The sequence below is a fragment of the Actinoplanes sp. NPDC023936 genome (assembly GCF_040639325.1).
In the GTDB taxonomy this organism is placed as follows: domain Bacteria; phylum Actinomycetota; class Actinomycetes; order Mycobacteriales; family Micromonosporaceae; genus Actinoplanes.
Window position 1 is genome coordinate 13,527 of record NZ_JBEZZR010000058.1, and the last position, 26,012, is coordinate 39,538.

The 26,012-nt window shown below is 70.9% G+C and carries 21 protein-coding genes; 13 read left to right on the forward strand and 8 right to left on the reverse strand.

The window, feature by feature from the left end; all coding sequences use genetic code 11:
- Genes AB0F72_RS39640 through AB0F72_RS39660 form a run of 5 tightly spaced genes read left to right on the forward strand, consistent with a single transcriptional unit; the run spans position 1 to position 7,344 of the window.
- Entirely contained in the window at positions 1 to 984 is a 984-nt protein-coding gene (locus AB0F72_RS39640) for an effector-associated domain EAD1-containing protein (RefSeq protein ID WP_360443532.1), read from the forward strand.
- The gene (locus AB0F72_RS39645) at positions 962 to 1,879 is read left to right on the forward strand and encodes a MoxR family ATPase (RefSeq protein WP_360443535.1); all 918 of its coding nucleotides are present in this window, start codon (positions 962 to 964) and stop codon (positions 1,877 to 1,879) included. The genes AB0F72_RS39640 and AB0F72_RS39645 overlap by 23 nt, the downstream gene beginning before the upstream one ends.
- Positions 1,876 to 3,069: a VWA domain-containing protein gene (locus tag AB0F72_RS39650; protein WP_360443538.1), complete on the forward strand. Its 1,194-nt coding sequence runs from the start codon at positions 1,876 to 1,878 to the stop codon at positions 3,067 to 3,069. The genes AB0F72_RS39645 and AB0F72_RS39650 overlap by 4 nt, the downstream gene beginning before the upstream one ends.
- Positions 3,066 to 6,299, forward strand: a complete 3,234-nt coding sequence (gene eccCb, locus AB0F72_RS39655; RefSeq protein WP_360443541.1) for a type VII secretion protein EccCb — start codon at positions 3,066 to 3,068, stop codon at positions 6,297 to 6,299. The genes AB0F72_RS39650 and eccCb overlap by 4 nt, the downstream gene beginning before the upstream one ends.
- Before the next feature lies 1 nt (position 6,300).
- Positions 6,301 to 7,344 carry an effector-associated domain EAD1-containing protein gene (locus tag AB0F72_RS39660; protein WP_360443544.1) on the forward strand — a complete coding sequence of 348 codons (1,044 nt, stop codon included), beginning with the start codon at positions 6,301 to 6,303 and terminating at the stop codon, positions 7,342 to 7,344.
- A 9-nt stretch (positions 7,345 to 7,353) separates the two neighbouring features.
- Here AB0F72_RS39660 and AB0F72_RS39665 read toward each other — a convergent pair whose 3' ends face one another.
- Together AB0F72_RS39665 and AB0F72_RS39670 are read right to left on the reverse strand one after the other, a co-directional pair.
- Positions 7,354 to 8,286 carry a hypothetical protein gene (locus AB0F72_RS39665; RefSeq protein ID WP_360443547.1) on the reverse strand — a complete coding sequence of 311 codons (933 nt, stop codon included), beginning with the start codon at positions 8,284 to 8,286 and terminating at the stop codon, positions 7,354 to 7,356.
- 159 nt (positions 8,287 to 8,445) lie between these two features.
- Entirely contained in the window at positions 8,446 to 9,417 is a 972-nt protein-coding gene (locus tag AB0F72_RS39670; RefSeq protein WP_360443550.1) for a LacI family DNA-binding transcriptional regulator, read from the reverse strand.
- Positions 9,418 to 9,598: 181 nt separating this feature from the next.
- On the opposite strand from AB0F72_RS39670, the gene AB0F72_RS39675 reads away from it, so the two are divergent.
- Genes AB0F72_RS39675 through AB0F72_RS39695 form a run of 5 tightly spaced genes read left to right on the forward strand, consistent with a single transcriptional unit; the run spans position 9,599 to position 16,280 of the window.
- A complete protein-coding gene (locus AB0F72_RS39675) occupies positions 9,599 to 10,837 on the forward strand; it encodes an extracellular solute-binding protein (protein ID WP_360443553.1) in 1,239 nt (412 codons plus the stop codon).
- A 2-nt stretch (positions 10,838 to 10,839) separates the two neighbouring features.
- Positions 10,840 to 11,802: a sugar ABC transporter permease gene (locus tag AB0F72_RS39680; RefSeq protein WP_360443556.1), complete on the forward strand. Its 963-nt coding sequence runs from the start codon at positions 10,840 to 10,842 to the stop codon at positions 11,800 to 11,802.
- Entirely contained in the window at positions 11,799 to 12,611 is an 813-nt protein-coding gene (locus AB0F72_RS39685) for a carbohydrate ABC transporter permease (protein WP_360443559.1), read from the forward strand. The genes AB0F72_RS39680 and AB0F72_RS39685 overlap by 4 nt, the downstream gene beginning before the upstream one ends.
- A 9-nt stretch (positions 12,612 to 12,620) precedes the next feature.
- Complete coding sequence (locus AB0F72_RS39690; RefSeq protein ID WP_360443562.1) at positions 12,621 to 14,525, forward strand: beta-L-arabinofuranosidase domain-containing protein; 1,905 nt, start codon at positions 12,621 to 12,623, stop codon at positions 14,523 to 14,525.
- 33 nt (positions 14,526 to 14,558) lie between these two features.
- Positions 14,559 to 16,280, forward strand: coding sequence for a hypothetical protein (locus tag AB0F72_RS39695; RefSeq protein ID WP_360443565.1), 1,722 nt, complete (start codon positions 14,559 to 14,561; stop codon positions 16,278 to 16,280).
- 43 nt (positions 16,281 to 16,323) lie between these two features.
- Here AB0F72_RS39695 and AB0F72_RS39700 read toward each other — a convergent pair whose 3' ends face one another.
- Positions 16,324 to 16,995 (reverse strand): M23 family metallopeptidase, encoded by a 672-nt coding sequence (locus tag AB0F72_RS39700; RefSeq protein WP_360443568.1) that lies wholly within the window; start codon positions 16,993 to 16,995, stop codon positions 16,324 to 16,326.
- A 4-nt stretch (positions 16,996 to 16,999) separates the two neighbouring features.
- A complete protein-coding gene (locus AB0F72_RS39705; RefSeq protein WP_360443571.1) occupies positions 17,000 to 18,304 on the reverse strand; it encodes an FAD-binding protein in 1,305 nt (434 codons plus the stop codon).
- A gap of 53 nt (positions 18,305 to 18,357) precedes the next feature.
- On the opposite strand from AB0F72_RS39705, the gene AB0F72_RS39710 reads away from it, so the two are divergent.
- Positions 18,358 to 18,993: a TetR family transcriptional regulator gene (locus tag AB0F72_RS39710; protein ID WP_360443574.1), complete on the forward strand. Its 636-nt coding sequence runs from the start codon at positions 18,358 to 18,360 to the stop codon at positions 18,991 to 18,993.
- Here the strand turns inward: AB0F72_RS39710 and AB0F72_RS39715 are convergent.
- Genes AB0F72_RS39715 through AB0F72_RS39725 form a run of 3 tightly spaced genes read right to left on the reverse strand, consistent with a single transcriptional unit; the run spans position 18,935 to position 22,311 of the window.
- Positions 18,935 to 19,498, reverse strand: coding sequence for a PadR family transcriptional regulator (locus AB0F72_RS39715; protein ID WP_360443577.1), 564 nt, complete (start codon positions 19,496 to 19,498; stop codon positions 18,935 to 18,937). The two genes, AB0F72_RS39710 and AB0F72_RS39715, sit on opposite strands and share 59 nt — an antisense overlap.
- Positions 19,489 to 20,301, reverse strand: a complete 813-nt coding sequence (locus AB0F72_RS39720; protein WP_360443580.1) for a crotonase/enoyl-CoA hydratase family protein — start codon at positions 20,299 to 20,301, stop codon at positions 19,489 to 19,491. The genes AB0F72_RS39715 and AB0F72_RS39720 overlap by 10 nt, the downstream gene beginning before the upstream one ends.
- Before the next feature lie 9 nt (positions 20,302 to 20,310).
- Positions 20,311 to 22,311, reverse strand: a complete 2,001-nt coding sequence (locus tag AB0F72_RS39725) for an NADPH-dependent 2,4-dienoyl-CoA reductase (protein WP_360443583.1) — start codon at positions 22,309 to 22,311, stop codon at positions 20,311 to 20,313.
- A 90-nt stretch (positions 22,312 to 22,401) separates the two neighbouring features.
- On the opposite strand from AB0F72_RS39725, the gene AB0F72_RS39730 reads away from it, so the two are divergent.
- Complete coding sequence (locus AB0F72_RS39730) at positions 22,402 to 23,802, forward strand: glycosyl hydrolase family 18 protein (protein ID WP_360443586.1); 1,401 nt, start codon at positions 22,402 to 22,404, stop codon at positions 23,800 to 23,802.
- Positions 23,803 to 23,948: 146 nt separating this feature from the next.
- A complete protein-coding gene (locus AB0F72_RS39735; RefSeq protein WP_360443589.1) occupies positions 23,949 to 24,449 on the forward strand; it encodes a QsdR family transcriptional regulator in 501 nt (166 codons plus the stop codon).
- 43 nt (positions 24,450 to 24,492) lie between these two features.
- On the opposite strand, the gene AB0F72_RS39740 is transcribed toward AB0F72_RS39735, so the two are convergent.
- Entirely contained in the window at positions 24,493 to 25,353 is an 861-nt protein-coding gene (locus tag AB0F72_RS39740) for an alpha/beta hydrolase (RefSeq protein ID WP_360443592.1), read from the reverse strand.
- Between the last annotated feature and the right edge of the window lie 659 nt (positions 25,354 to 26,012).

Below are 26,012 nucleotides of genomic sequence, written 5' to 3' on the forward strand. Positions count from 1 at the left end.
ATGGTCGATGGGGGTGGCGAGATTACCGGCGATCAGCTGCGGCGCGTCGAAGCGGCGATCCTGGACGCCTACCGCAGCATGGATGATCTTGAGCGCCTCCTGCTGTACTCCCTGGACCGGCGGCTGTCGCACCATGCCGACCCGCGCCGGCCCCTGCCCATGGTCGTGTTCCAGCTGATCCAGGCCGCCGAGAGCCAGGGCTGGCTGCCGTCGCTGATCCAGTCGGCCGTCGCGGACCGGCCGGGGAACCCGGCGCTGCGGGCGCTGGCCGAGCCGGGCGCCCCGGCGGCGCCGGACGACCATCGGATGCTGGACACCGCGTTCTTCGACCTGGACCCGATCAAACGGGCGATCGTGACGGCGAAGCGGCGGGACCGGGGACGGGTGCTGGGGTTCGGGCTGCACAGCGCCGAGGAGTCGGTGGTCCGGAAACTGTGCTCGTGGCTGCCGCACTGCCTCGGCGAGACCGAGTGCAAGTACTGGCTGAGCCTGCGCCCCGACATGGGCACCGTGGACTACCAGCTCAAACAGATCCTCGACTACCGGCCCGACCTGGATCTGGCGAACGTGGTCTGCCCGATCCTGATCGACGGGGCGAGCGCGCCGGCCGTCGCCGCGTTCTGGGACGGGATCCGCGGGCACTTCGGCGCGCACGAGTTCACGTTCGTCGCGTTGTTCGTCAACGTGGGCGTCCGGGCGGGCGGCTATCCGGACGGCGTCGTGGCGCTGCCCGCTCCGGCCGCCGACGAGACCGATCTGACGCTGTGGGCGCAGCAGATCGTGTCCCGCAAGGGCTGGCCGCCGACGCTCGCCGACTTCTGGGCCACGAAGATCGCCGGCCAGTGCGGCGACGGCGACGATCTCGACATGCGGCGGCTGTTCGAGGCGATGGACCGCTCGATCCGCGACTTCCGCCGGGCGCCGGCGGAGTTCAGGCAGCACCTTGAGGAGTGGGGGAGCCGTGCAGACCCGTCACCGTGTTGACACCTCGTTGTGGTTCAACCCGGAGGAGACGCTTCCGCCGTCCCGGACCATCGAGGACGTCACGGTCGAGCAGGAGCCGTACCGGTTCACGCCGCAACTCGCCTCCGCCGTGAACCTGGCGATCAGTCTCGGCCGGCCGCTGCTCGTGCAGGGCGATCCCGGTGTCGGCAAGACGAGGCTGGCGCACGCCATCGCGTACGCGCTCGGGCTGCCCCTCGAACAGGCCCACATCAAGTCCACCAGCAAGGGACGGGACCTGCTCTACCAGTACGACGCGGTACGCCGCCTGCACGACGCGCAGCTGCGCCGGTGGGGGACCAAGGGGGACGACGCCCGGGCGTACATCAGGCTCGGGCCGCTCGGGCGGGTCATCGCCCGCGCCCACGAGGGCCACCGGTCGGTGCTGCTGATCGACGAGATCGACAAGGCCGACCTGGACTTCCCGAACGACCTGCTGCGCGAGCTCGACGAGCTGGCGTTCACCGTCGACGAGGTGCCCGGCTGGGGCTACGCCGTGCCGCGCGACCGCCCGGACCTGCGGCCGATCATCGTGGTCACCAACAACGAGGAGAAGGCGCTGCCCGGCGCGTTCCTGCGGCGCTGCGTCTTCCACTACATCGAGTTCCCGGACGACCCCGCCGACCTGGACGCGATCCTCACCATGCACGAGGTGACCCGGCCGGACCTGCGGGAGGCGGTGATCGACGTGATCGGCCGGCTGCGGCAGATCGACTTCGCGCGGCGGCCGGGGCTCAGCGAGCTGCTCGACTGGGCCGGCTTCCTCCAGGCGGTCCGGACGCCGGCCGAGGAGGTGGCCGGGCTGCCCTACCCGGACGCGCTGCTCAAACAGCGTGCCGACCAGGTGCGGGCGGCGGAACGGCTCGGCCGGCGGTGACCGGGCCGGCGGCTCCCGGCGCCGGCGCGCCGGAGTTCGTGCGGCAGCTGGTCGTGCGGCTGCGGCGGCGCGGACTGCCGATCGGCCTGGACGACTGCCTGACGCTGCGGTCGGCGCTCGCCGCGGGTTTCGGCATCGCCTCGGCGCGCGACTTCGAGGCGCTCTGCGTCAGCCTGTGGGCGAAATCGGTCAGCGAGCAGGAGACGATCCGGGCGGTGCTGGCCGGGGCGGACATCCCGCGGTGGGACGACGCCGTGCCGGTGGAGGATTCCGGAACCACGGTAGAGCAGATAAATATAGATAAAAGCGAAATGTCCGACCCGGTATCCCTGCCGGAAAGCCCGCCGCCCGCCGACAAGCCGCCGCCCCGTGACATTCCCACCGTCCACCGGATGACCGGGATGTCCCTGATGCCACCCAGCACGGGACAATTCGACTCCGGGCTCACCGTGGCCCCGCAGTACCCGCTGACCGCCCGGGAGATCGCCCAGACCTGGCGGCGGCTGCGGCGGCCGGTCCGGTACGGCGCGGCCACCGAGGTCGACGTCGATGCCACGATCGACAGGTACAGCCGTACCGGCGTCTTCAGCGGACCGATTCTGATCCCCCCGCGCCGCAACACCGCACGGCTGATGCTGCTCGTCGACCGCTCCGGCTCGATGACACCGTACGGAAACTTCGTCCAGCACCTGATCCGCGAGATCCACCACGCGGGCCGGCTGGAATCCATTGCCACCTGGTACTTCCGCAACCTGCCGAGCACCCGCGCCGACACGGCCCTGCTGCGGGAGCTGCCCGACCCGTTCCGCCCGGAACTCGACCCGATCCTCGCCCGGATCGCCCCGTCGTCCGCCGGCCGCCTCTACGCCGACCCGGAGCTGACCGAACCGCGTACCTTCGCCTCGGTCCTGGCGGAGACCGCGCCCGGCACGGTCGCGGTGATCGTCAGCGATGGCGGCGCGGCGCGCGGCACGCTGCAGACCGCCCGCCTGGTCGGCACCATCGCCATGATCAAAGCGCTGCGGTGCCCGGTCGCCTGGATCAACCCGGTGCCGGCCGCCCGCTGGCCCGGCACGACCGCCGAGCAGATCGCCCGGCACGTGCCGATGTCCGAGCTCACCGCCGAGGGCCTGCACCGGGCCGTCGACGCGCTGCGCGGCCGGCCCCGCCGCACGGAGCGACCGGTATGAGCACGTGGACCGGCACCTCGCCGTCGACAAGCCTGCTCTACCAGGCCCGGACCGCGCTCCCGCCGGGCGCCCTCGACCTGGCCTGCCACGCCGCCGTCCCGGCCGTCCTCGACGTCGGCCTGCTGCACCTGCTGAGGATCAACTTCTTCCTCGACCCGCCGACCATTCTCGGACACGAGGTCGAGGCCGAGCTGCTCAACTCCGCGCTCTTCGCCCCGGCCGGCCCCGACCTCTACCAGGTCGATCCGCAGCTGCGCGGCCTGCTGCTCGCCGGTCTCGACGCGGCCTACGGCGTCGACCGCCTGACGAAGGTCGCGCTGCTGCTGGAGCAGTACACCAATCAGGCCGACCCGTGGCAGCCGCGCGAGCTCGAATACGCGCAACGCCTCACCGCGCTGAGCATCGTCGAACCGGCGCGGGCCGCCGACTGGCTGGCGAACGCGCAACAGGCCGCCGCCGGCCGGGAGACCTTCGGCCCGGACTGGTTCGTCGCGATGCGCGAGCGCCTCACCGAGTCACCCGGCGACATGGCCGAGACCTACGCCCGCCTCGCCGAGCAGCGGCCGTCGCCGGACACCGTCCGCGCCCTGGGCCAGCTCGGCCTCCTGCCGGGCGCCCCTATCGGCGAGATCATGGAGCGCCTGCGCGGCCTGGGGGAGAGCGACGATGCCGCTGTCGCGGCGCTGGCGGCCGAGGTCAGCGACACGCTGCGGCCCCTTTTCCGGTACGGGGGTTCGCCCGTCCCGCAGAACGACGACCGTGACGTCAGCCTCCTGGACCTCCTCGCCCTCAATCCGATGGCATTGCGAGAAATGGTCCGCACCGTCCAGCGGCCGCGCACCAACCGCGACTTCCTCCGCGTCCCGATCGGTGCGACGCCCGCCGGCGAACCGGTCGACCTCGACCTCAAGGAGGCCGCGCAGCGGGGGATGGGCCCGCACGGCCTGGTGATCGGGTCCGGCGGGTCCGGACGGCACGAGCTGCTGCGCACGATCGTGACCGCCTTGGCGATCACGCACTCCCCGGAGCGGCTCAACCTCCTGCTCGTCGACAGCCGCTGGAACACCACGTTCGGCGACCTGGCGCGCCTGCCGCACAGCGCCGGCACCGCCACCGAGCTGATCGCCGACCCGGCCATGATCGATCGCCTGGTGGAGGTTCTCGACGGCGAGCTGAATCGCCGGAAGGACCTGCTCCGGGAGTCGGGAGGCTTCGCGAGCGCCCAGGACTACGAGCGGTCCCGGCGAGACGGTCGGCAGCTGGCACGCCTGCCCACCCTCGTGGTGATCTGCGACGAGTTCACCGAGCTGCTGGCGGCCGGCCCGGATTCGGTCCGGCAGGTGTTCCGCCGCATCGGGCGGACCGGCCGGTCGCTCGGCGTCCACCTGCTGCTCTCCGCCCGCCGCCTGACCGAGGAGCAGCTCGGCGACCTGGCGACGTACCTCTCCTACCGGATCGCCCTGCGGACCGACTCGGCGCAGGAGTCCCGCCTGGCCCTGGGCACGACGGAGGCCTACGAGCTGCCGGACGAGCCCGGCACCGGGTACCTGAACGCCGGGCCCGGTCCGGCGATCCGCTTCCGGGCCGCCCGGCTCACCGGCCCGGCCTTGGACTCTCACCCCGGTGCCCGCTCGCTGGACCTCATCGTCGACATCCTCCAGGATTCCGGTCCGCCGGCCCGGCCGGTGTGGCTGCCGCCGCTCACCCGGCCGGCCGCCCTCGACGAGGTGCTCGGCCCGGTCGGCGTGACACCGGAGCGCGGCCTGCACTTCACGGATCATGACGGGCTGCGGGGCGCTCTCCAGGTGCCGATCGCGCTGTGGGACCAGCCTCGTCAGCAGCGCCAGGACCTCCTGTGGTTCGAACTGTCCGGCGACCGCGGCCATGTCGCGGTGGTCGGCGCTCACCTATCCGGCAAGTCTCCCGCCATCCGGACGTTCGTCTACACGCTGGCTCTGACGCACACGCCGCGCGAGGTGCAGGTCTACTGCCTCGGTGATCTGGCCGGGTCGGCGGGCGAGCTGCGCGATCTCCCGCATGTGGGTGGGGTGGTCGACGACTATGACGCGCACCAGGTGCGCCGGACCGTCCTGTACCTCAACCAGCTGGTGCGCCGGCGGGAGTTGCGCGGCCGCGACGATGACTTCGGCGAGGTCTTCCTGATCATCGACGACTGCGCCGTCTTCGCGGAGCGGTTCCCGAACCTGCGGGACGTGGTGACCGACCTGGTCGCCGACGGATCGGCCCAGGGCGTCCACCTGATCGCCGCGGCACGGGAGTGGGCGGAGATCTGGCTACCGGTGGAGGTCTTCGGATCACGGCTGGAACTGCGCCTTGACGACCCGGCCATGTCGATCGTGGATCCGCAGGTCGCCCGGACGGTGCCGCGACAGGTCGGTCGCGGCATCGTGGCCGGGCCGTCCGGTGACGCCATGGACTTCCTCGTCCTGCGGCCCGGGTTCAGCAGCGATCGGTGGCCGGATCCGCTGGCCCGGGCGATCACCGAGGCCTGGGCGGGTTCACCGGCGCGGCGGATCCCGATGCTGCCGGACCAGCTGCCGTACGAGTTGATCAAGCTGAGCTCTGACCGCCTGCGGGTGCCGATCGGCAGAGGGGACGAGCGCCTTCAGCAGCTGCACATCGACTTCCGCCGGAGTTCGCACTTCCTCCTCACCGGCGATCCGGGCCGGGGCAAGACGTCGTTCCTGCGGGCACTCGCGGCGACGCTGTCGCACCAGTTCCCGGCCGGGTCCGCCGTCATCTTCCTGATCACGCCCGGCGCGATCGCCGGCCACGTCGAGTCCGTGGTCGAACTCGTCGAAGGGCGCCTTCCCGGCCCCGACCTGACTCTTCAGCAACTGCGCGCCCGCTCGTGGTGGGACGGCCCGGAAGTGTTCGTCCTGGTGGACGACTACGACGACCTCGGGGGCGAGCGTGATCCGCTGCGGCGGCTCATGCCGTACCTCGTGCACGGCCGTGATATCGGGCTGCACCTCGTGATCGCCCACAAGTACACCGTCATGTCCGTGGCCGACCCGATCCTCATGCGGCTGCGGGAACTCTCCTCCGACAGCGTCGTCCTGCCCGGACCGGCCACCGAGATGTCGATCCCGGCCGGGTTCGCCGGGCCGATGCCGCGAGGGCGGGGCGTCATCGGCGTCCGTGACGAGGACGTGCAGTTCATCCAGCTCTACCACCTCCCGCCGCCCGGCGGTGGATCGGAGACGTGACGTGGCCATCGACGGCGTGACCGCTCGCCACCTCAGCGAGGCTCTGCTCGACGCGTTCCTGCCGGACCGGCTCGACCAGATGTTGTTCTACCGGCTCGGCAAGCACCGTCACCGGATCTCCATGAAGAGCGACTACGAGTCGATCGTCTTCGACCTGATCATGGCGGCCGACTCGGAAGGGTGGCTCCCGCGGCTGGTCACGGCGGCCCGCCAGTCCCGTCCCGCCCATCCCGGCCTGGTCGCGGTGGCCGGGCGCCTGCACCTGACGGCCGAGACCGGCGGTCATCTGGAGAGCATCCTCGACACCCGTGCCCCGGACATCCACCCGGCGCGGTTCCGGGCCGCGCTGGGCCTGCTCGAAGGCCAGATCTGCCGGATCGAACGCCGCACCCCGACCGGCGTGACACCCCTCGGGACCGGCTTCCTGGTCGGCCCGGATCTCTGCATGACCAGCTACCACGTGGTGCGCCCGCTGATCGACGGCCGGGTCGCGAGCGGCGACGTGGGCCTGCGGTTCGACTACAAGCACACCGCCGGCGCGGCGCTGCCCGGCACGGTCTTCGGGCTGGCCGGCGACTGGCTGGCCGGGTCCGCGCCGACCAGCGCCTTCGAGGACCTCGAGGGCGAGTCCACCGAGGTTCCCGCGCCCGGCGAGCTGGACTTCGCGGTTCTCCGGGTGGCCGGCGAACCGGGGGAGCAGCCGATCGGCGCGGACGCCGAGCCGGGCGCGGACCGGCGCGGCTGGATCGAGGCCGTCCACCGGGGGCCGCTGCGCGCCGGCGACGACCTGCTGGTTCTGCAGCACCTCATGGGCGAGCCGTTGCGGCTGGCGTTCGGCCGGGTGTCCGAGCTGAACAGCAACGGCACCCGCCTCAGGCACACCGCGAACACCGAGGCCGGCTCGTCCGGGTCGCCGTGTTTCACCCTCGGGCTGGAGCTCGCCGCGATCCACCAGGCCGGCGACCCGAACCGCGAGCCGTGGCACGTGCCCGCCTACAACCGGGCCGTCCCGGCCGCGCCGGTCTTCAGCGCCTGGCGGCCGTGACCGCCCTGCTCAACACTTGGCGACGGTGACCACCCGGGCCACCCCGGCCAGCGGCACCGTCTCCACCGCACCGACGTCGGCGCGCCGCACCCGCATCGACCCGTCGGCGCGTGAGCTCAGCAGCGTGCCGCAGATGACGGCCTCCTCGGCGGTCGACACCTTCACCAGCGGCGCCGCCGGTTTCGCCTCCGGCAGGAACCACAGCAGCCCGGCCGCCACCGTGAGCAGGGCCAGCGCCACGCCGGCCACCGTCACGGCGTTCCGCAGCTGCCCGGCCACCGCCGCGGGCAGCGCCTGCTGGTCGGCGTGCCAGGCCAGCAGCTCCGTGTCATCGGCGACCGACCGGCGGCGGGGCCACCCGTAAGCGGCCCGGTAGGCGAGGGCGATCGCCACCGCTCCGGAGAGGATCGCGAGGGCGATGACCGTACCCAGGGAAATGCGTCCTGGAACGCCGAGCTTGCGCACCTGCTCGGCGCCGAAACCGATGCCTGCGACGCCGAGCAGCCCGAGCAGGGCCGTGATCCCGGCGATCCACTTCTCGGCGGCGCTCCGGAGCCGATCGAGCTGGCCGGTCTGCGCCAGGCGGAACGCCTCGGCCGCCTCGACGAGCTGCGGATCGTCGACCGGCGCCAGGCTCGCCGTGCCGTCGTCACCGATCGTCGCGGTCGCCGACCAGCTCCGGCCGCAGCCCTGCGGCGGCTCCGGTGGCTGGCCGCGATGCTCCTTGCCGCAGTTGCAGACGAATGCGACGGTGAGCCCGGTGGCCGGCTCGAACCCCTCCAGCGACGTGCTGGTCAGCGACGCGACCACACGTGTCGGGTGCCGGCAGGCCGGGCACGGGCCGTCGAGCCGCACGGTGGTGCCGACCTTGACGCCGCGCCATCCGCCCAGTTGCCCGGACGAGACCGGGACACGCTCCGATCGATACGGCAGCTGCGCCATCGCCCTCCCTCGTCGCGGTGCATCCTACTAAGGCGTCCGGCTCGGTCCATGTCCTGAACCACGAACATGAGCGTCCACCTGGTGTACGGCACGACGGCGGCGGGTGCGCGGTAGCGGGCGGCGAGTGCGCGGCGGCGGGCAAGCGGAGTGGTGGGGTGGTCAGACGGCGGTGGAGGCTCGGGGGACCAGGTGGCAGGGGCGGGCGCGCGGCCCGTGCACCTGCTCGCCGTTGATTTTGGCCAGCAACAGCTCGGCGGCCGACCGCCCGATTCCCTCCAGGTCCATGTCCACGCTGGTCAGGGCCGGCCGGCAGCCGTCGACCATGACGTCCCAGTTGTCGAAACCGACGACCGCCACATCGCCCGGCACCGCCCGCCCGGCACCCTGCAGACCCTCCACCAGCCCACGGGCGATCTGGTCGCTGCCGCAGAAGACCGCGTCCACGTCCGCGCCGGTGGAGAGCAGGATGCCGGCGGCCTGGCGGCCCCACGCCTCGCTCCACTCGCCGTAGAGCGTGGGCGCGGCCGGCTGCACCCCCTCGGCGGTCAGGGTGTCGGCGGCGGCCCGGGCCCGGACGGTCGCCGAGTGGTGGTGCTCGGGACCTGTGACATGGGCGATCCGGCGCCGGCCCACCGCGAGCAGGTGCCGCACGGCGCGGCGGGCGCCGTCGGCCTCGTCGGGGATGACCGAGCAGTCGCTCGGGTCGGCGGAGCTGATGAACGCGTAGACGACCGGCACCGGCAGGCCGACGCCGATCGGCGCGCGGGCCTGGGTGCGGCGGCCGGTCACGATGATGCCGTCCACCTTGCGGCTGAGCAGCGTACGCAGGTAGTACTGCTCGCGGATCGGGTCGTCGCGGGCGTCGCAGAGGAAGACCGACATCTGGCCCGCGCCGAGCGCGCCCTCGGCGCCGATGAGCAGCGGAATGCTGAACCGGCCGATGCTGTCGGTGGTGATCATGCCGACCGTGTAGGTGCGGCCGGTTTGCAGGCTGCGCGCGGCCGCGTTGGCGACGAAGCCGAGTTGCTCGGCGGCCTGCTGCACCCGCAGGCGGGTCTCTGGTCGCAGGGCGCCTCTCCCGTTGAGCGCCTTGGACGCCGTTCCGGTGGATACCCCCGCGAGCGCCGCCACCTGGCTGATGGTGACGGCGCGATCGATGGTACTCAGTGGTCCTCCTCAGTTTCCTGCGCCGACCTCGTAGTTTCCTGAATGCCGACGTAATGCGACCGTAACCCGCCCTTGACATGCGAGCAAGGGGCTACCTAGCTTCTAGGCAATCGATTTCCTTGCCACCTCTCTGAGGGGTCCTGATATGCGGAAACCATTGTCGGCCCTGCTCATCGCCACCTGTCTGCTGGCCGGCTGCTCGTCCTCCACCGACGACTCCACCGGCGACTCCGGCGCCGCCCCCACCGGCGACTACACCGTCTGGGACCCGTATCCCCAGTTCGACGACGGCTCCGACTGGGTGAAGCTGCTGACCCGGTGCGGCACCGACGCCGGGGTGACGGTCGAGCGCACCGGTTACGACACCACCGACCTGACGAACAAGGCGCTGCTCGCCGCCCAGCAGGGCAACTCGCCCGACGTGCTGATCGTGGACAACCCGGTGGTGTCCACCCTGGCCGACGCCGGCGTGCTGACCACCACCGACGAGCTCAAGGTCGACACGTCGGCTGTGGAGCCGAACCTCCTCGCCGCCGGTCAGGCCGGCGGCAAGACGTACGGCATCCCGATCGGCGCCAACACCCTGGCGCTCTATTACAACAAGAGCGTCCTGGACAAGGCCGGTGTCGACCCGGCCGGCATCAAGGACTGGGGCGGTCTGAGCGCGGCGCTGGAGAAGGTGAAGGCTGCCGGCAAGAAGGGCATCACGTTCTCGGCGATCGGCACCGAGGAGGGCAGCTTCCAGTTCCTGCCCTGGTTCTGGGGTGCGGGCGCCGACCTGACCCGGCTCGACTCCCCGCAGGGCGTCGCCGCGCTGACACTCTGGACCGACTGGCTGAAGAAGGGCTACGCGCCGAACTCGGTGCTCAACAACACCCAGACCACCAGCTGGCAGGAGTTCGCCACCGGGGACTTCGCGTTCAGCGAGAACGGCACCTGGCAGCTGGCCAACGCCAAGAAGACCGGTTTCGAGTACGGGATCATCCCCATCCCGTCGCAAGCCGGAGGCACCGCCCCGGCGCCGACCGGTGGTGAGTTCGTGACGGCGCCGGTGCAGGACGACACCGCGCGGTATGCCGTCACCGAGAAGTTGATCAGCTGCCTGAGCAGCGCCGACAACGCGTTCGCGACGGACACCACGCTGTCGTACATCGCGGCCACCGAGGCGGTGCAGCAGAAGCAGGTCGCCGAGAACCCGGAGCTCAAGGTCTGGGTCGAGGCGGTCACGGCGGCCAAGGGCCGGACCAGTGACGACCTCGGCACCAAGTACCCGAAGATCTCCCAGCCGATGTGGACGGCGTTCCAGGCCGCGCTCAGCGGTTCGGCGTCACCGCAGGACGCGCTGACCACCGCCCAGACCGCCGCGGCCGCCGCGACGCGATGACGATGGCTCAGGACGTGATGACCCGGGTTCCCGCGCCTGCCGATGAGGCGGTCACGGGGACCGGGGGCCGGCGACGCAGGAACGCGGTGACGAGCAGGGGCAACTGGGCGGCATGGGCGTTTCTCGCGCCGGTCGTGATCTATCTGGTGGCGTTCTATGCTTACCCGCTGTACCGCAATCTTGATCTGAGCCTGCGCGACTACACGGTCCGCAGCTTCGTCCGCGGTGACGCGCCGTTCAGTGGACTGGACAACTATCGCGACGTGTTCGCCGATCCGGCGTTCGGGCCGGCGTTGCTGCACACGCTCGTGTTCACGTTCGTGTCGATCGCGTTCCAGTTCGCCATCGGGCTCGCGCTGGCGGTGTTCTTCGCGCAGAACTTCAGATTGTCGGCGACCTTGCGCGCCTTGTTCCTCGTGCCGTGGTTGCTTCCGTTGATTGTCAGCGCGTCAACATGGACATGGATGCTCAATAGTGATTCTGGCGTCATCAATTACGTGTTGACTGCACTCCATGTTGATCCAGTCAACTGGTTGACGTCGCCGGACTGGGCGCTGACAAGCGTCATCATCGCGAACATCTGGATCGGGATCCCTTTCAACCTGGTCGTGCTGTACAGCGGACTACAAGCCATCCCGGCCGACGTGCACGAAGCGGCCGCCATCGACGGCGCGACGAGCTGGCAGCGGTTCTGGCGCGTGACGTTCCCGCTGTTGCGCCCGGTCTCGGCGATCACGTTGCTGCTCGGGCTGGTCTACACGCTCAAGGTGTTCGACATCATCTGGATCATGACGAAGGGTGGACCGGCGGACGCGTCCACGACGTTCGCGACGTGGTCGTATCGACTGTCGTTCGGCAATCTGCTGCCCGAGTTCGGCCCCGGCGCGGCGGTCGGCAACCTGTTGATTCTGATGGCGTTGATTTTCGGCCTGCTGTACATACGCATTCAGCGGAGCCAATCGTGACGCGTCAACACGTCAAGACCGGCCTCGGCTTGATCTTCACGGCGATCATGTTGTTTCCGATCTACTGGATGATCAACGTGTCGTTCACCAAAGACACCGACATGCGCGCCGATCCACCCCACCTGTTCCCCTGGAACGGCACTCTCGAGGGCTACCGCGCCGTCGTCGACCAGCAGATGCCGTACCTGGGCAGCAGTCTGCTCATCGGGCTCGGCACCGTCGCGCTCACCCTGCTCATCTCCGCGCCCGCCGGCTTCGCCCTCGCGAAGCTGCGCCCGAAGGGCGGTGGCGCGCTCAGCTTCGTCCTGCTGATCGCCCAGATGATCCCCGGCGTCATCATGGCGATGGGCTTCTACGCCATCTACCTGCGCCTCGGCGTCCTCAACACGATCGGCGGCCTGATCCTCGCCGACTCCACGATCGCCGTCCCGTTCGGCGTCCTGATCTTCACGGCGTTCATGTCCGGCATCCCGGACGAGCTGATCAACGCGGCGCGGATCGACGGCGCCTCGACCTGGCGCACGTTCCGATCGGTGATCCTGCCGGTCTCCCGCAACGCGATCGTCACGGTCAGCCTGTTCGCCTTCCTCTGGGCGTGGTCGGACTTCGTGTTCGCCACCACGCTCGACGGCGGCGGCGACCACCAGCCGATCACCCTCGGCATCTACCACTACATCGGCAACAACAACCAGCAGTGGAACGCGATCATGGCGACCGCCGTGATCGCGTCCATCCCCGCGACGCTGCTGCTCATCCTGGCCCAGCGTTACGTGGCCGCCGGTGTGACAGCCGGCGCCGTGAAGGACTGAGGAACGTCAATGAACAAGCACCTGGGTCCCGTCGAGCCCACCGCGGAAGCCATCGGCACGCTCAGGCCGGTGAGCGCGGTCCGGCTCGACCCGGGCGGCCTGCTCGGTGGCTGGCAGCGGCGCAACGCCGACGCCACCCTGCCGCACTGCGTCGAGCAGCTCACCGCCCACGGCAACCTGGACAACCTGCGCCGGATCACCGGGGACGCGGACGGCGAGTTCCGCGGCTTCTGGTTCGCCGACACCGATGTGCACAAGACCCTGGAGGCCGCGTTCTGGTCGGGCGCCGCGCCGGAGTTCGCCGACGAGGTGGCCGCGCTGCTGGAGAAGGCGCAGGACCCGGACGGATACCTGGACTCCTACTACCAGGACCCGGCGAACCGCGCGAAGCAGTGGGGCGAGCTGCACTTCAGCCACGAGATGTACACGGCCGGCCATCTCATCCAGGCGGCGGTCGCCGCGGCGCGTTCCGCGCCGGACTCGCCGCCGGCCCAGCAGGTGGTCGCTGTCGCGCGCCGGTTCGCCGACCTTCTGGTACGCCGGTACGCGCAGTCGAGTGAGGTGGACGGCCATCCCGAGGTGGAGACCGCCCTCGCCGAGCTGTACCGGGTCACCGGCCACCGCCCCTACCTGGACCTGGCGAAACAGTTCGTCGAGAAGCGCGGCCACGGGGTGCTGGGGGAGGGGCGGTTCGGTCCGCGCTACTACCAGGACCACGAGCCGCTGCGCCGCGCCGACGAGGTGACCGGCCACGTGGTCCGGCAGGTGTACCTGCTGGCCGGCGCGGTGGACGTGGCCGTCGAGACCGGCGACCACGAGCTGCTCGCGGCGGCGATCCGGCTCTGGGACTCGGCGCTCTCCAGCCGCACCTACCTGACCGGCGGCCAGGGCTCCCGGCACCGGGACGAGGCCTACGGCGACCCGTACGAGCTGCCGCCGGACCGCGCCTACGCGGAGACCTGCGCCGCGATCGGCAACTTCCAGCTCGCCTGGCGGCTGCTGCTCGCCACCGGCGACGTGAAGTACGCCGACGAGATGGAACGGGTGCTCCACAACGGCATCGCCGGCAGCACCGCCGACGACGGCACGGCGTTCTTCTACTCCAACCCGCTGCAGCTGCGCACCGGTCACGACGGCTCGCACGAGGACGCGCCGTCACAGCGTCTCACCTGGTACTCCTGCGCCTGCTGCCCGCCGAATCTGGCCCGCCTGATGGCATCGCTGCACGCCTACGTCGCGACCAGCGACCCCGAGGGCCTGCAGATCCATCTGTACGGGTCCGGAACCGTCACCGACGGCCCGCGGGCAGTCGAGGTGGACACCCGGTATCCCTGGGACGAGCAGATCACTGTCACCGTCACGGCGTCCCCGGCCGGCCCGTGGACCATCGCCCTGCGGGTTCCCGCCTGGTGCGCCGACCTGCGGCTCACCGTCAACGGCACACCGTCCCCGGCGCGCGGCCAGGTCCAGGACGGGTACCTGCGGCTGCACCGGGTCTGGCAGCCCGGCGACCAGATCGGGCTCACCCTGGTCATGCCGGCCCGGCTGGTCGCCGCGCATCCCCGCGTGGACGCGGTCCGGGGCGCCGTCGCGGTGGTCCGCGGGCCGGTCGTCTACTGCCTCGAGCAGGCCGGCGTCCCGGACGGCACCCTGCTGGAGGATCTGCGGCTGGACACCTCGGCGCCGTTGTCGGTCGCGTTCCACACCACCGGGATCGCCCCGGTGACAGTGCGGGTGCCCGTACGCACGCTCGTCGATCAAGCGCAAGCACCCCTCTACCGTGACGTCGCCGCGGCGCCGGACGGGCCGCCCGGCCCGGCGGCGACCGTCACGGCCATCCCCTACTTCCGGTGGGCCAACCGGGCGCCGGGCGCCATGCGCGTCTGGATCCCGCTGGCCGCACCGGAGGGCTGACCGTCCCCTCTCACCACCACCGAGGTGAAAACCATGCACCGAGGAACACTGCACCGAGGAACACTGCTCCGAAGAACCGCCACATCCCTGACCCTGCTGCTCGTCGGCGCCGCGCTGGTCGTCCCCAGCGCCGCGCAGGCGGCCGGCAACACCCTCACCGTCAACGCGGGCACTCCGGTCCGCCCGGTCACCCACGTCGCCGCGGGCGGCCTCTACGCCGTCGACACCGGCAGCAAGCCGCCGCTCGACATGATGTATCCGCTGCGGATGAACCACCTCACCCAGCCGCCGCCCGGCACCCAGCAGCTCGGCAACGGCGCGACCACGCCGTGCTGCGACGGGCTGCAGGTGGCCGGGAAGGTGACGAGCGCCGGCGCGCAGCAGTTCCTGCGCCTGCCGGACATCTACCCGAACTTCCCCTACCGCTGGGTCAGCTGGGCGGACTGGGAGTCCAAGGTCCGCACCATGGTCACCGCGCGGGTCAACGCCACCGGGACGACCAACATCGACGGGTACGAGTTGTGGAACGAGCCGGACTGGACCTGGAACACCGCGGCGGCCGGGTCGTTCCTGGACGGCTGGACCCGTACCCATCGGCTGATCCGATCGCTCGACCCGGTGACGCCGATCGTCGGGCCGTCGCACGCGGTCTACAACCACCAGTGGATGGTCGACTTCCTGACGAACGCCCGGAACACGAACACCCTGCCGGACGTCATCGTCTGGCACGAGCTGGGCGACGACAGCTACCTGAACGTCCAGGCGCACGTCGCCGACTACCGGGCGGTGGAGCGGTCGCTGGGCATCTCACCCCGTCCGATCTCGATCAATGAGTACGCCTCGCCGTCGCAGGTCGACATCCCCAGCGTCGCGGTGCACTACATGGCCGTGTTCGAGCGGCACGGGGTCCGGTCCGCCGAGCGCGCCTACTGGTACGAGGCGGGGACGCTGAACGGGCTGCACAACAACGCTCCGACGTCGTCGTACTGGGCGTACAAGTGGTACGGCGACATGTCCGGAAACATCGTGCAGACGGTCCCGGGGTCGTGGCTGGACGGGGTCGCCTCCTACGACAGCCACCGCCGCTTCGTGAACGTGGTGTTCGGCGGGGACAGCGGGAACAACACCGTCCGCGTCAACGGTCTCGGCGCGCTCGGCTCACAGGTGCGGGTGACCCTGCAGCGCAGCGGCACCACCGGCCGGAGCACCAACCAGAGCGCGCCGATCGCGGTGTCGTCGTCGACCTACCCGGTCTCGGGTGGCAGCATCAGCGTGCCGGTCACCGGCATGCACGCCTGGGACTCGTATCAGCTGCTCATCACCCCGGCCTCCGGGGCGGCGACCTGGCAGCAGCGCTACGAGGCGGAGAACGCCACGGTGGTGAACGCCAACCGGCTCAGCGCGAGCTCCGCGTCGAACGGCGGCTATGTCGGCCAGATCGACGGCAGCGCCAACTCCCGTAGTCAGTCGTTCGTGGACTTCCTGGTCAACGTGCCGAGCGCCCGCTCCTACACGATGACGATCGGGTACGCGAACGGCACCGGCGCCACGGCCACGCAGGGTCTCGCGTACAACGGAAGCGCCTGGCAGACCGTGAGTTATCCGCCCACCGCCGGCTGGGGTGTGTTCGGGTCCACGGTGAGCACCGGCGTCACCCTGCGCGCCGGCTGGAACATGATCCGTCTCGCGAAGGGCTCCCCGAACTTCGCCGGCGGAACGGGTTATGCCGAGCTCGATTACATCAACCTGTCGTAATGCGGCGATGGCGCCGGGCTCGCCGCCCGGCGCCATCGGTGGATCAGGCCTTGCAGCCCTTCTTCTTCTGGTACGCCTTGACGGCCGCGGCCGGGCTCTTATGGCCGCCCTTGCGCCACGACGTCAGGTACTTCGCCGGCCACACGACGCCCCGGCGGACCTTCCAGTCCCCGGCCTTCTTGCACGGCGGCGAGATGCCGTAGTGCACGTGGCAGACGTTGCTGGCGTTACCGGTCTTGCCGACCTTGCCGAGCTGCTGGCCGGCCTTGACCCGCACACCCTTCTTGATGCCCTTGGACACCGAGCTCAGGTGCGAGCCGTAGTAGCGGACGCCGTCGTCACCCTTGATGGAGACGAACTTGCCGCCGTTGTACGGCCCGTCCTTCATCCCCTTCCTGTACTTGTCGACCCGGCTCACCTCGAGCACCACACCGCTGGTGGTGGCCACGAACGGCTTGCCGCAGGCGGCGAAGAGGTCGGTGGCCGGGTACCCGGCGTGCGTCTTGTGGAAGGACACGTTCTTCGCCTTGACCGGGAAGGCGTACGTGACCTTCTTCGCGGCGGCGACCAGCGTGATCGGCTCGGCAGCCACCGGAGCCGGAGTCATCTGCTGGGTCGGGGGTGGAGAAGCCGCCATCGGTTCACCGGCTCCCCCACAGCCGGTGAGGGCGACGGCCACGACCGCCACCCCGGAGAGGCATTTCAGGTATCGCATCGCGTCACCATAGTGGTCGGAACACGCCGCCGGGATCGTGACCGGCATGAATCCGTCGGAGCCGATCGAGGTTGCCCAGGTAGTACGCCTCGGCGCCGAGGTGCGGCTCGGGGAAGTTGGGATATGCGCCGCCGGTGCCGTACGGGTGGGTGAGCGCGTACGACGCGCCGAGCCATCCGCCGGGCGTGCGGCCGGCCCGGACGGTGGCGGTCTGCTTGAGCAGGAACCGCGCGTCGCGGTGCGGGAACGCTGTCGCGCCGGCCGGCGGCCGGTTGTACGCGCCGCCCCAGGGTGTGAAGTCGAGTTCGCGTTCCTCGCCGGGTTCCCGGCCGGTGGTGAGCCGTTCCACCAGCGCGGACGCGGGCACCGTGGTCCGGAAGAACTCCGAGCGCGGGTGGGCGAAGCCCGGGTCGGGGTGGTCCGGCCCGGCCAGCCATCTCTTCACGGCCGGCAGCACGTCGCGATGCCGGGCCTCGGCGGTGGGCCGCTGCCCGAGCGCTCGGCACAGCACGCCGACGGCGGCGTCGTCGTCCGCGGCGCCGACGACCGTGACGCGCGGGGCACGCGTGGGGTCGGCCGGGGCGGTGATGGTGAGGCTCGGCGCGGTCGCCGCGTCGAGCTCGGGCACGGCGTGCTGCCAGGCGTCCAGGAGGTCGGCGGCGCCGGCGGCGGGGTAGCCGAGCCGGAACGCCGTGCAGCGGGGTGCCGGCACGGTGGCGAAGGTGAGCGAGACGACCACGCCGGGCGCGCCGCCCCCGCGCAGCGCCCACAGCAGGTCGTCGTCGGCCTCGATTGTCCGGCCGTCGGCGAGGACGAGCGTCGCGGCGAGGAGGCTGTCGCAGGTCAGCCCGTAGCGGCGGCCGAGGATCCCGAGCCCGCCGCCGAGGGTGAGCCCGGTGATGCCGACGGTGGGACCGCACCCGGCGGGCAGCGCGCGGCCGTGCGTGCCCAGCCGGTCGTAGAGCTCGGCGAGCCGGGTGCCGGCGCCGACGACCGCGTGGTCGCCGTCGAGCCGCACCCCGGCCATCGGCGTCGTGTCGATCACGATGCCGGTGGTGCTGGATCGCCCGGCGAAGCAGTGACCGCCGCCGCGCACCGCGACGGGCAGGCGCCGCCGCCGGGCGGTGGCGAGCGCGGCGGCGACGTCGGCCGGCGTGGCGCACGCCAGCACCGCCGCCGGCCGGACGCCGGCGAAGCGGGGGTGGACCACGGCTACCCGGCGGCCGGGCCGCCGATGTGGCGGGCCCAGTCCGGCCGGCGCCCGTCGACGTCCCGCAGGTCGCAGGGTGCCCTTCGGTGAAGTCTGCACGCCAGTTAGTGAACCACCATTTACTAACTGGCGCGACCCGCTATCGTGCGGCCATGGCTCGACCGCGGACCGTCTCCGACGCCGCCATCCTCACCGCCGCCGCCGAGGCCGTTGCCCAGGCCGGTCCCGCGCACGTCACGCTCGCGCAGATCGGCGACCGGGCCGGGCTGACGGCGGCCGCGCTGCTGCGCCGGTTCGGTTCGAAGGACAGGCTGCTGCTGGCGCTCGCCCGCGACGCCGCCGAGGCAGTGCCGGCCCGCCTCGCCGCCGCACAGGCCGCCGACCGCCCGCTGGCGGCGCTGATCGACACCCTGGTGGCGATGGCCGGCGCGGTCCGGAACGCGACGGAGTTCGCCAACCACCTCGCGTTCCTGCTGATGGACCTGTCGGTTCCGGAGTTCCAGCAGGTCACCCGGGAGTACGCGGCGGGGGTGGAGAACGCCGTCGGCCTGGTGCTGCGTGCCGCCGCCGCGGCCGGCGAAGTGGACGGCGACCGGGCCGGCCGGGAGGCGGCGGAGGCGATCCACGCCGCCTACAACGGCGCCCTGATCACCTGGGGGATGGGCGGCCACGACGGCAGCCCCGCCGAGCACGTCCGGCGGCACCTGCTGCGGGTCACCCGTCCGCTGCTCAGCTCGCCGCCCCGAACCGGCGGTCCAGGATGGTCAGGGCCAGCTCGCCCCAGGTGATGTTCTCCCGCTCGAAGCTGATGCCCCGCTGCAGCGTCAGGTACGGCCCGATCCGGTTGCCGGTGCGGACGAACTCCTCCTCGCTGCGGGCGCCCAGGATCTCGGCGAGCGAGCGCTGGTAGGCGGCCAGCCGCTCGCGGCTCCGCGCGATCTGGGACACGATCGACGCCCGGACGCTCGGCACGTCCGCATGGGCCAGGGCCTCCACCTGCACCAGGAGCTCGTCGCGGACCGTTGTCGGTTTCGGCTCCTGGCGGGTGAACGCGTGCAGCGCGGCCCGGCCCTTCTCGGTGACCGAGAACAGCCGCTTGTCGGGGCGTCGTTCCTGCTTGACGACCCGCGCCGCGAGCAGGCCGTCGGACTCCATCTTCTCCAGTTCGCGGTACAGCTGCTGCGGCGTGGCCGTCCAGAAGTTGGCGACCGACACCCGGAACTTCTTCGCCAGGTCGTACCCCGAGGACTCCCTGTCGATCAGCGCCGCCAGCAGGGCGTTCCTCAGTGCCACGGACGCATCCTACGGGCCCGTGGCCGGAACTCCGGGGTCTGTTTCCGGACCACGGCGCGCCGCAGGATGCCGGTGTTCGGCAGCGTGAGCAGCCGGATCTGCTCCCGGCGCTCCCGGCCGAACGTGCGCCGGGCGCTGCCCGTCAGCGCGCCGTCGACCAGCCGTTTCGCGGCGGCGAGCGCGTCCGGGGAGCGGCTCAGCAGGCTCTCCGCGAACGCGGTGGCGGCCTTCACCGGGTCCTCGGCCAGCTCGGTGACCAGGCCCAGCCGGTGCGCCTCCGTGCCGTCGAAGCGTTCGGCGGTCATCGTGAGCCGTTTCGCGACGTCCGGGCCGACCACCTCGGTGAGACTGCGGATGCCCGTCATGTCCGGGATGATGCCCCACTTGCCTTCCAGCACCGACCACTGGGAGTCCGGCGTCGCGTACCGGAAGTCAGCGGCCAGGGCGATCTGGACGCCGCCGCCGTAGCAGTGACCGTGCACCGCGGCGATCACCGGGACCTCGATCCGCCGCCAGGCCCAGCAGGCCTCCTGAAACCGGTTGGTGCCCCGGAACGGGTGCGGCAGGAACGCGCGCACGACGCCGGCGGGCCTGCGCACGGTGGCGGCGATGTCGAGCCCGGAGCTGAACGACGCTCCCGCACCCGAGATGACGACCGCCCGGAGGGTACGGTCGCGGCGCAGCCGCCGGGCCACCCTGATCAACTCGTCCAGGGTCTCCAGGGTGAGGGCGTTGAGTTTGTCGGGACGGTTCAGCCGTACCCGGGCGATCTGGTTGTGGGTTTCGACAGCGACATATGTCATGGGACGTCCTCAGATCCGGGCCGCGAGTTCGGTGGCCTGTTTGATCGCGCGCTTGGCGTCGAGCTCGGCGGCCACGTCGGCGCCGCCGATCACGTGGACGCTCACGCCCGCCTCCCGGAGCGGGGCGGCGAGGTCGCGGACCGATTCCTGGCCCGCGCAGAGCACCACGGTGTCCACCGGGATCACGCCGGTCGCGGTGTGCAGGCCGGCGTCGTCGATGCGCTCGTAGGTGACGCCGCGCAGCATCGTCACCCCGGCGTCCTGCAGCGTCGCCCGGTGCACCCATCCGGTGGTCTTGCCGAGGCCCTTGCCGAGCGCGGTCTCCTTGCGCTGCAGCAGGTGAACCTGGCGGCGCGCGGGTGATTTGACCTTGGTGGTGAGCCCGCCCGGCGCGGTCTGCGGGTCGGTGACACCCCAGCGGCGCATCCAGTCGGCGAGCGGCTCGTCCGGCTCGTGCAGCAGATATTCGGCCACGTCGAAGCCGATGCCGCCGGCCCCGATGATCGCGACCCGTTCGCCGGCCGGTGAGCCGCCTCGTTCGCCGCCGAGCAGCTGCTGGTAGGTGAGCGCGCTGGGATGGTCCACGCCGGGAATGTCCGGAATCCGTGGGCGCACGCCTGTCGCGAGGACCACCTCGTCGTACCCGGAAAGGTCTTCGATCGTGGCCCGCCGGCCGAGGTGCAGCCGCACGCCCCGGATCTCGATCATGTGCTGGTAGTAGTCGAGCGTCCGCGCGAACTCCTCCTTGCCGGGGATCCGCGCGGCCAGCCGGAACTGGCCACCGATCGCGTCACCGGCCTCGAAGAGATCCACCCGATGGCCGCGTCCGGCGAGCTCGATCGCTGCCGCCAGCCCGGCCGGGCCGGCGCCGGCCACGGCGACCCGCTTGACGGTACGGGTCGGCGCCAGCACCAGTTCCGTCTCGTGACCGGCGCGCGGGTTGAGCAGGCAGGTCGCCCGCTGGTTGCGGAACGTGTGATCGAGGCACGCCTGGTTGCACGCGATGCACGTGATGATCTCCCGCTCCCGGCCCTGAGCGGCTTTCGCCACCCACTCCGGGTCGGCGAGCAGCGGCCGGGCCATCGACACCAGGTCGGCCTCGCCGGCGGCGAGGATCTGCTCGGCGGCCTCCGGGCGGTTGATCCGGTTGGACGCGACGACCGGTGTTGTCACGTGCGCACGAAGCTTTGCGGTCACCCAGGTGAAGGCGCCGGGCGGCACCGACGTGACGATCGTCGGGACCCGCGCCTCGTGCCACCCGATCCCGGTGTTCAGGATCGAGACGCCGGCGTCCTGCAGCGCGAGCGCCAGCTCGACGGTCTCCTCCCAGGTCTGGGCGTTGTCGACCAGGTCGAGCAGGCTGATCCGGTACTGCACGATGAAGTCGGCGCCGGCCAGCTCGCGGGTGCGGCGCACGATCTCGATCGGGAACCGCATCCGCTTCGCGGCCGAGCCGCCCCAGGCGTCGGTGCGGTCGTTGGTCCGGGCGGCCAGGAACTGGTTGATCAGGTAACCCTCGGAGCCCATGATCTCGACGCCGTCGTACCCGGCCCGTCGCGCCAGGGCGGCGGCCCGGGCGAAGCTGGTCGCCGTGCGGTCGACCTGCCGGGACGACATGGCCCGCGGGGCGAACGGGGTGATCGGCGACTTCGCCGCGGACGCGCCGAGGCTGAACGGGTGGTACGCGTACCGGCCGGCGTGCAGCACCTGCAGCAGGATCTTCCCGTCGTGCTCGTGCACGGCGTCGGTGACGACCCGGTGCGCGTCCGCGTGCCGGGCGCTGGTCATCTGGCTGCCGAGCGGCGCGAGCCAGCCCCGCCAGGTCGGCGCATAGCCGCCGGTCACCATCAGCCCGACGCCGCCGCGCGCCCGCTCGGCGAAATAGGCAGCGAGTTTCGGCAGGTCACGGGCGCGGTCCTCGAGCTTCGTGTGCATCGACCCCATGACCACCCGGTTGCGCAGCACGGTGTGGCCGAGATCGAGCGGGCTCAGCAGCGTCGGATACTCCACGCGATGAGCGTACAAAAAGTTGCATAGTAAAAAAAGTGACTAGGTAGGCCCTCTATTTACAAGTTCAGTTAACAGTCCTAATAATTAGCCATGCGTCGATCCCTGATCCTCGCCGTGGCGGCCGGTCTCGCCGCGGCATGCTCCACCGTCTATGTGGCGACCACGGCCAGCGCCGCCGTGGCCTGCGCTCCGGCCTGGTCGGCCGGCGCCGTGTACGTCAAGGACAACGTCGCCTCGAAGGGCGGCAACAACTACACCGCGAAGTGGTGGACCCAGGGTGAGGACCCGGCCGTCACCTCGGGCCAGTGGGGCGTCTGGATCAACAACGGTGCCTGCGGAGGCGTGGTTAGCCCTTCGCCGTCGGTGTCCCCGTCGGCCTCCGCTTCCCCGTCGGCCTCGGTCTCGCCGTCGGTCTCCCCGTCGGTTTCGCCGTCCACGTCCACCACCCCGATCCCGGTCGGCGGGCTGCCCAAGCACGCCCTGATCGGCTACCTGCACGCCAGCTTCGCCAACGGCTCCGGCTACCTGCGGATGGCCGACGTCCCGGCCGACTGGGACATCATCAACCTGGCGTTCGGCGAGCCGACCAGCGCCACCTCCGGCGACATCCGGTTCAGCCTCTGCCCGGCCACCGAGTGCCCCGGCGTGGAGACCGAGGCGGAGTTCCTCGCCGCGATCAAGGCGAAGCGGGCGGCCGGCAAGAAGGTGCTGCTCTCCATCGGCGGCGCGAACGGCCAGGTGCAGCTCACCACGACGGCGGCCCGGGACGCGTTCGTCCGGTCGGTCAGCGCGATCATCGACAAGTACGGGCTGGACGGCGTCGACATCGACTTCGAGGGGCACTCGCTGTCGCTCAACGCCGGCGACACCGACTTCAAGAACCCGACCACCCCGGTCATCGTGAACCTGATCAGTGCGGTGAAGTCGCTGAAAGCGCGCTACGGCGCGGGCTTCGTGCTGACCATGGCCCCGGAGACGTTCTTCGTCCAGCTCGGATACCAGTACTACGGGTCCGGGCCGTGGGGCGGACAGGACCCGCGGGCGGGCTCCTACCTGCCGGTCATCCACGCGCTGCGGGACGACATCACGGTGCTGCACGTCCAGGACTACAACTCCGGCTCGATCATGGGCATGGACAACCAGTACCACTCGATGGGCGGCGCGGACTTCCACATCGCGATGACCGACATGCTTCTCGCCGGCTTCCCGGTCGCCGGCAACGCCGCGAACGTCTTCCCCGGGCTGCGGGAGGACCAGATCGCGTTCGGCGCGCCCAGCTCGGTCAGCGCCGGCAACGGGTACGTCGCTCCGGCCGGCGTCCAGCAGGCGGTGACCTGCCTGGTGAAGGGCACGAACTGTGGCGGTTACACGCTGCGCAGCGGCACCAACCCGAGCTTCCGGGGCCTGATGACCTGGAGCATCAACTGGGACAAGTTCTACGGCTGGGAGTTCCGGAACAGTCACGAGCCGTTCCTGAACGCGCTCGGCTGACCGTCCGGCCGTGATTACGGCCCCATTCCCCCGGGTACGGATACCGCGCGCCAGGCGTGAGAGGTCTTTCGTGCCCGTGGGGATGGGGGTGGGAATTGCCGGCGGCTCGCGTACTCCGGCCCGAGGTGTTGCTGCGTGGCGCGGCAATGCATTTCCTCAAGCACTCGACGCTCGACATGGATCTGCTGGCGAGCGAATTGGCGATCAGCCGGGCCACCCTGTACCGGGCGGCCGGCGGCCGGGAGCCGCTGCTCGGCGAGGTGTTCTGGGCGATCGGCCGGCTGTTCCTGGCCGAGGCCGGCGATGAGGCGACCGGATCCGGGCCGGACCGGGTGATCGAGGTGTCCCGGTTGTTCGCGGAGCTGGTCGCGACCGCGCAGCAGCTCAAGCAGTTCGTGGCCGCCGAGCCGCAGACCGCCGCCCGGGTGCTGCTCACCACCGCCACCGAGGTGCATGAGCGGGCGGTCCGGGCCCAGCTGGAGATCTTCGAGGAGTCGGGCCTCGCCGGGGACCCGGACGACATGCGGCACCGGGCGTTCCTCTATGTCCGGTTGATGGAATCAGTGGTCTACAGCGACGTTCTCGGCGTACCGCAAGTGCCGTTCGCGCTGGCCGAGCCCGCCCTGCGCGCCTTGCTCCCGGCATGATCGCGCGCCGGCGGGCGTGGGGCCCGCCGGCGCGCGACGCCGATCAGATGGCGAAGTTCGCGCAGCTGCTGCGGTACTCCTCGACGGTCAGGCTGACGCCCGGCCCGGGGCAGACGAACTGCTGGTAGCGGGTGTCGTTGTCGACGAAGAGCTTCAGCCAGGCGATGCTGAACTTCGCGATCGTGGTGTTCGAGGTGTTCGGCGCGAAGTGGGTGGCGCTGTTGAGTTCCAGGTACGCCTTGCCGGGGCTGGCCGGCAAGCTCTGGTAGAACGGCTCGGAGTGCGTCCGGACCGGCGCGACACTGTCCCCGTCGGCGCCGATGACCAGCGTCGGCACGGTGTTGCCGCTCCACGACTTGGTCAGGTTCCACGGTGTCAGCGGGATCGCCGCCTGCAGTGACGGCCTGCTGCGGGACGCTTCCAGGGTGCCGCCGCCACCCATCGAGTGGCCGACCACGGCGACGCGGGTGGCGTCGATCCGGGTGCGGACGGTGCTGCGCCCGGTCAGGTAGTCGGCGGCGGCCAGGAGCTGCCGCCCGCGGCTGTCCGGCTGATCCGACGTGGTCAGGGTGTCGATGTTGAAGACCACGAAGCCCTGCGACGCGATGCGCGGCGCCAGCCAGGCCATGCTCGACTTGGACGCGGTGAAGCCGGGCGCGATGACCACCGCGCCGAACGTGCCGGCGCTGGTGTCGGTCGGGTAGTAGATGTCGCCGCCGCCGAACCCGGTCGCCGCGAGCCGGGACACGCTGGTCTGCGCGGTGCTGAACGGGCCTCGAACCGCTTCGATGCTGCTGGTGCTCGGCGCCGGTCCCTTCGGGTAGGAGGTGGTCGCCGCGTCCGCGGACGGGACGAGGGTGATGCCGGCGACGCTGAGCGCGACCGCGGCCAGCGCTCCGACGATCGCCGGGCGTTTCCGGATGCTTCTCGAGGACCGGATGCTTCTGGAGGACCGGATGCTTGTCGAGGACAAAGCGTCTCCCTTGTCGAACGGATTCGATCAGCGAGGGGAACTCGCTCGCCAAGGGATTTTTGAGCTTCGCCGAATGCGACATCAATGGGTTCGCGGCGTTGTGAGATCGGAGTCCGGACACCCGGGCAGGAACGGCAGAAATCGCATTCCGGATTTGGGAGCGCTTTCATTTATATGAGTCGACGTCGCAACGCGGTTCGGGGCGATGCCGCGCGGTTAAGGGGTCGAGGTGGGCGGCAACACTCGCGCGGGTGGCGGCCGTGTTCGCGCGGAATCGCTCAGGTGCGCGGCATTCGTCTCCCGGGGGTCTCCGGGGGTGGATGAGGGCACACCTAACAGGATCGTGAGGGCTCACCCATGCCAGGGCAGGGGTGTGGGCACACGAACGGCTTCGGTGTGCCGCTGTCGACGCTGGCGCGGGCTTCGGTGTGCTCCCGTCCCCGCGCCTCAACCGCAGCGTGTGGCCTGGCCTTGTCGCCGGACGCGGGTGGGGCCACTGGCCACCGACCGGCCCCGGGGGGGTGGACCCACCCCCCCCGTTCACGCGGCTGCCCCCCTCTCCCGGCTTGTTCTTTCCCCGTTTCTGCCGC

Bases quoted from the DNA above. Each gene is read 5' to 3' on its own strand.
- AB0F72_RS39690 (WP_360443562.1), top strand. From the start codon at position 12,621: ATGAACAAGCACCTGGGTCCCGTCGAGCCCACCGCGGAAGCCATCGGC.
- AB0F72_RS39735 (WP_360443589.1), top strand. From the start codon at position 23,949: ATGCATTTCCTCAAGCACTCGACGCTCGACATGGATCTGCTGGCGAGC.
- AB0F72_RS39710 (WP_360443574.1), top strand. From the start codon at position 18,358: ATGGCTCGACCGCGGACCGTCTCCGACGCCGCCATCCTCACCGCCGCC.
- eccCb (WP_360443541.1), top strand. From the start codon at position 3,066: ATGAGCACGTGGACCGGCACCTCGCCGTCGACAAGCCTGCTCTACCAG.
- AB0F72_RS39720 (WP_360443580.1), bottom strand. From the start codon at position 20,301: ATGACATATGTCGCTGTCGAAACCCACAACCAGATCGCCCGGGTACGG.
- AB0F72_RS39730 (WP_360443586.1), top strand. From the start codon at position 22,402: ATGCGTCGATCCCTGATCCTCGCCGTGGCGGCCGGTCTCGCCGCGGCA.
- AB0F72_RS39700 (WP_360443568.1), bottom strand. From the start codon at position 16,995: ATGCGATACCTGAAATGCCTCTCCGGGGTGGCGGTCGTGGCCGTCGCC.
- AB0F72_RS39680 (WP_360443556.1), top strand. From the start codon at position 10,840: ATGGCTCAGGACGTGATGACCCGGGTTCCCGCGCCTGCCGATGAGGCG.
- AB0F72_RS39640 (WP_360443532.1), top strand. From the start codon at position 1: ATGGTCGATGGGGGTGGCGAGATTACCGGCGATCAGCTGCGGCGCGTC.
- AB0F72_RS39665 (WP_360443547.1), bottom strand. From the start codon at position 8,286: ATGGCGCAGCTGCCGTATCGATCGGAGCGTGTCCCGGTCTCGTCCGGG.
- AB0F72_RS39695 (WP_360443565.1), top strand. From the start codon at position 14,559: ATGCACCGAGGAACACTGCACCGAGGAACACTGCTCCGAAGAACCGCC.
- AB0F72_RS39675 (WP_360443553.1), top strand. From the start codon at position 9,599: ATGCGGAAACCATTGTCGGCCCTGCTCATCGCCACCTGTCTGCTGGCC.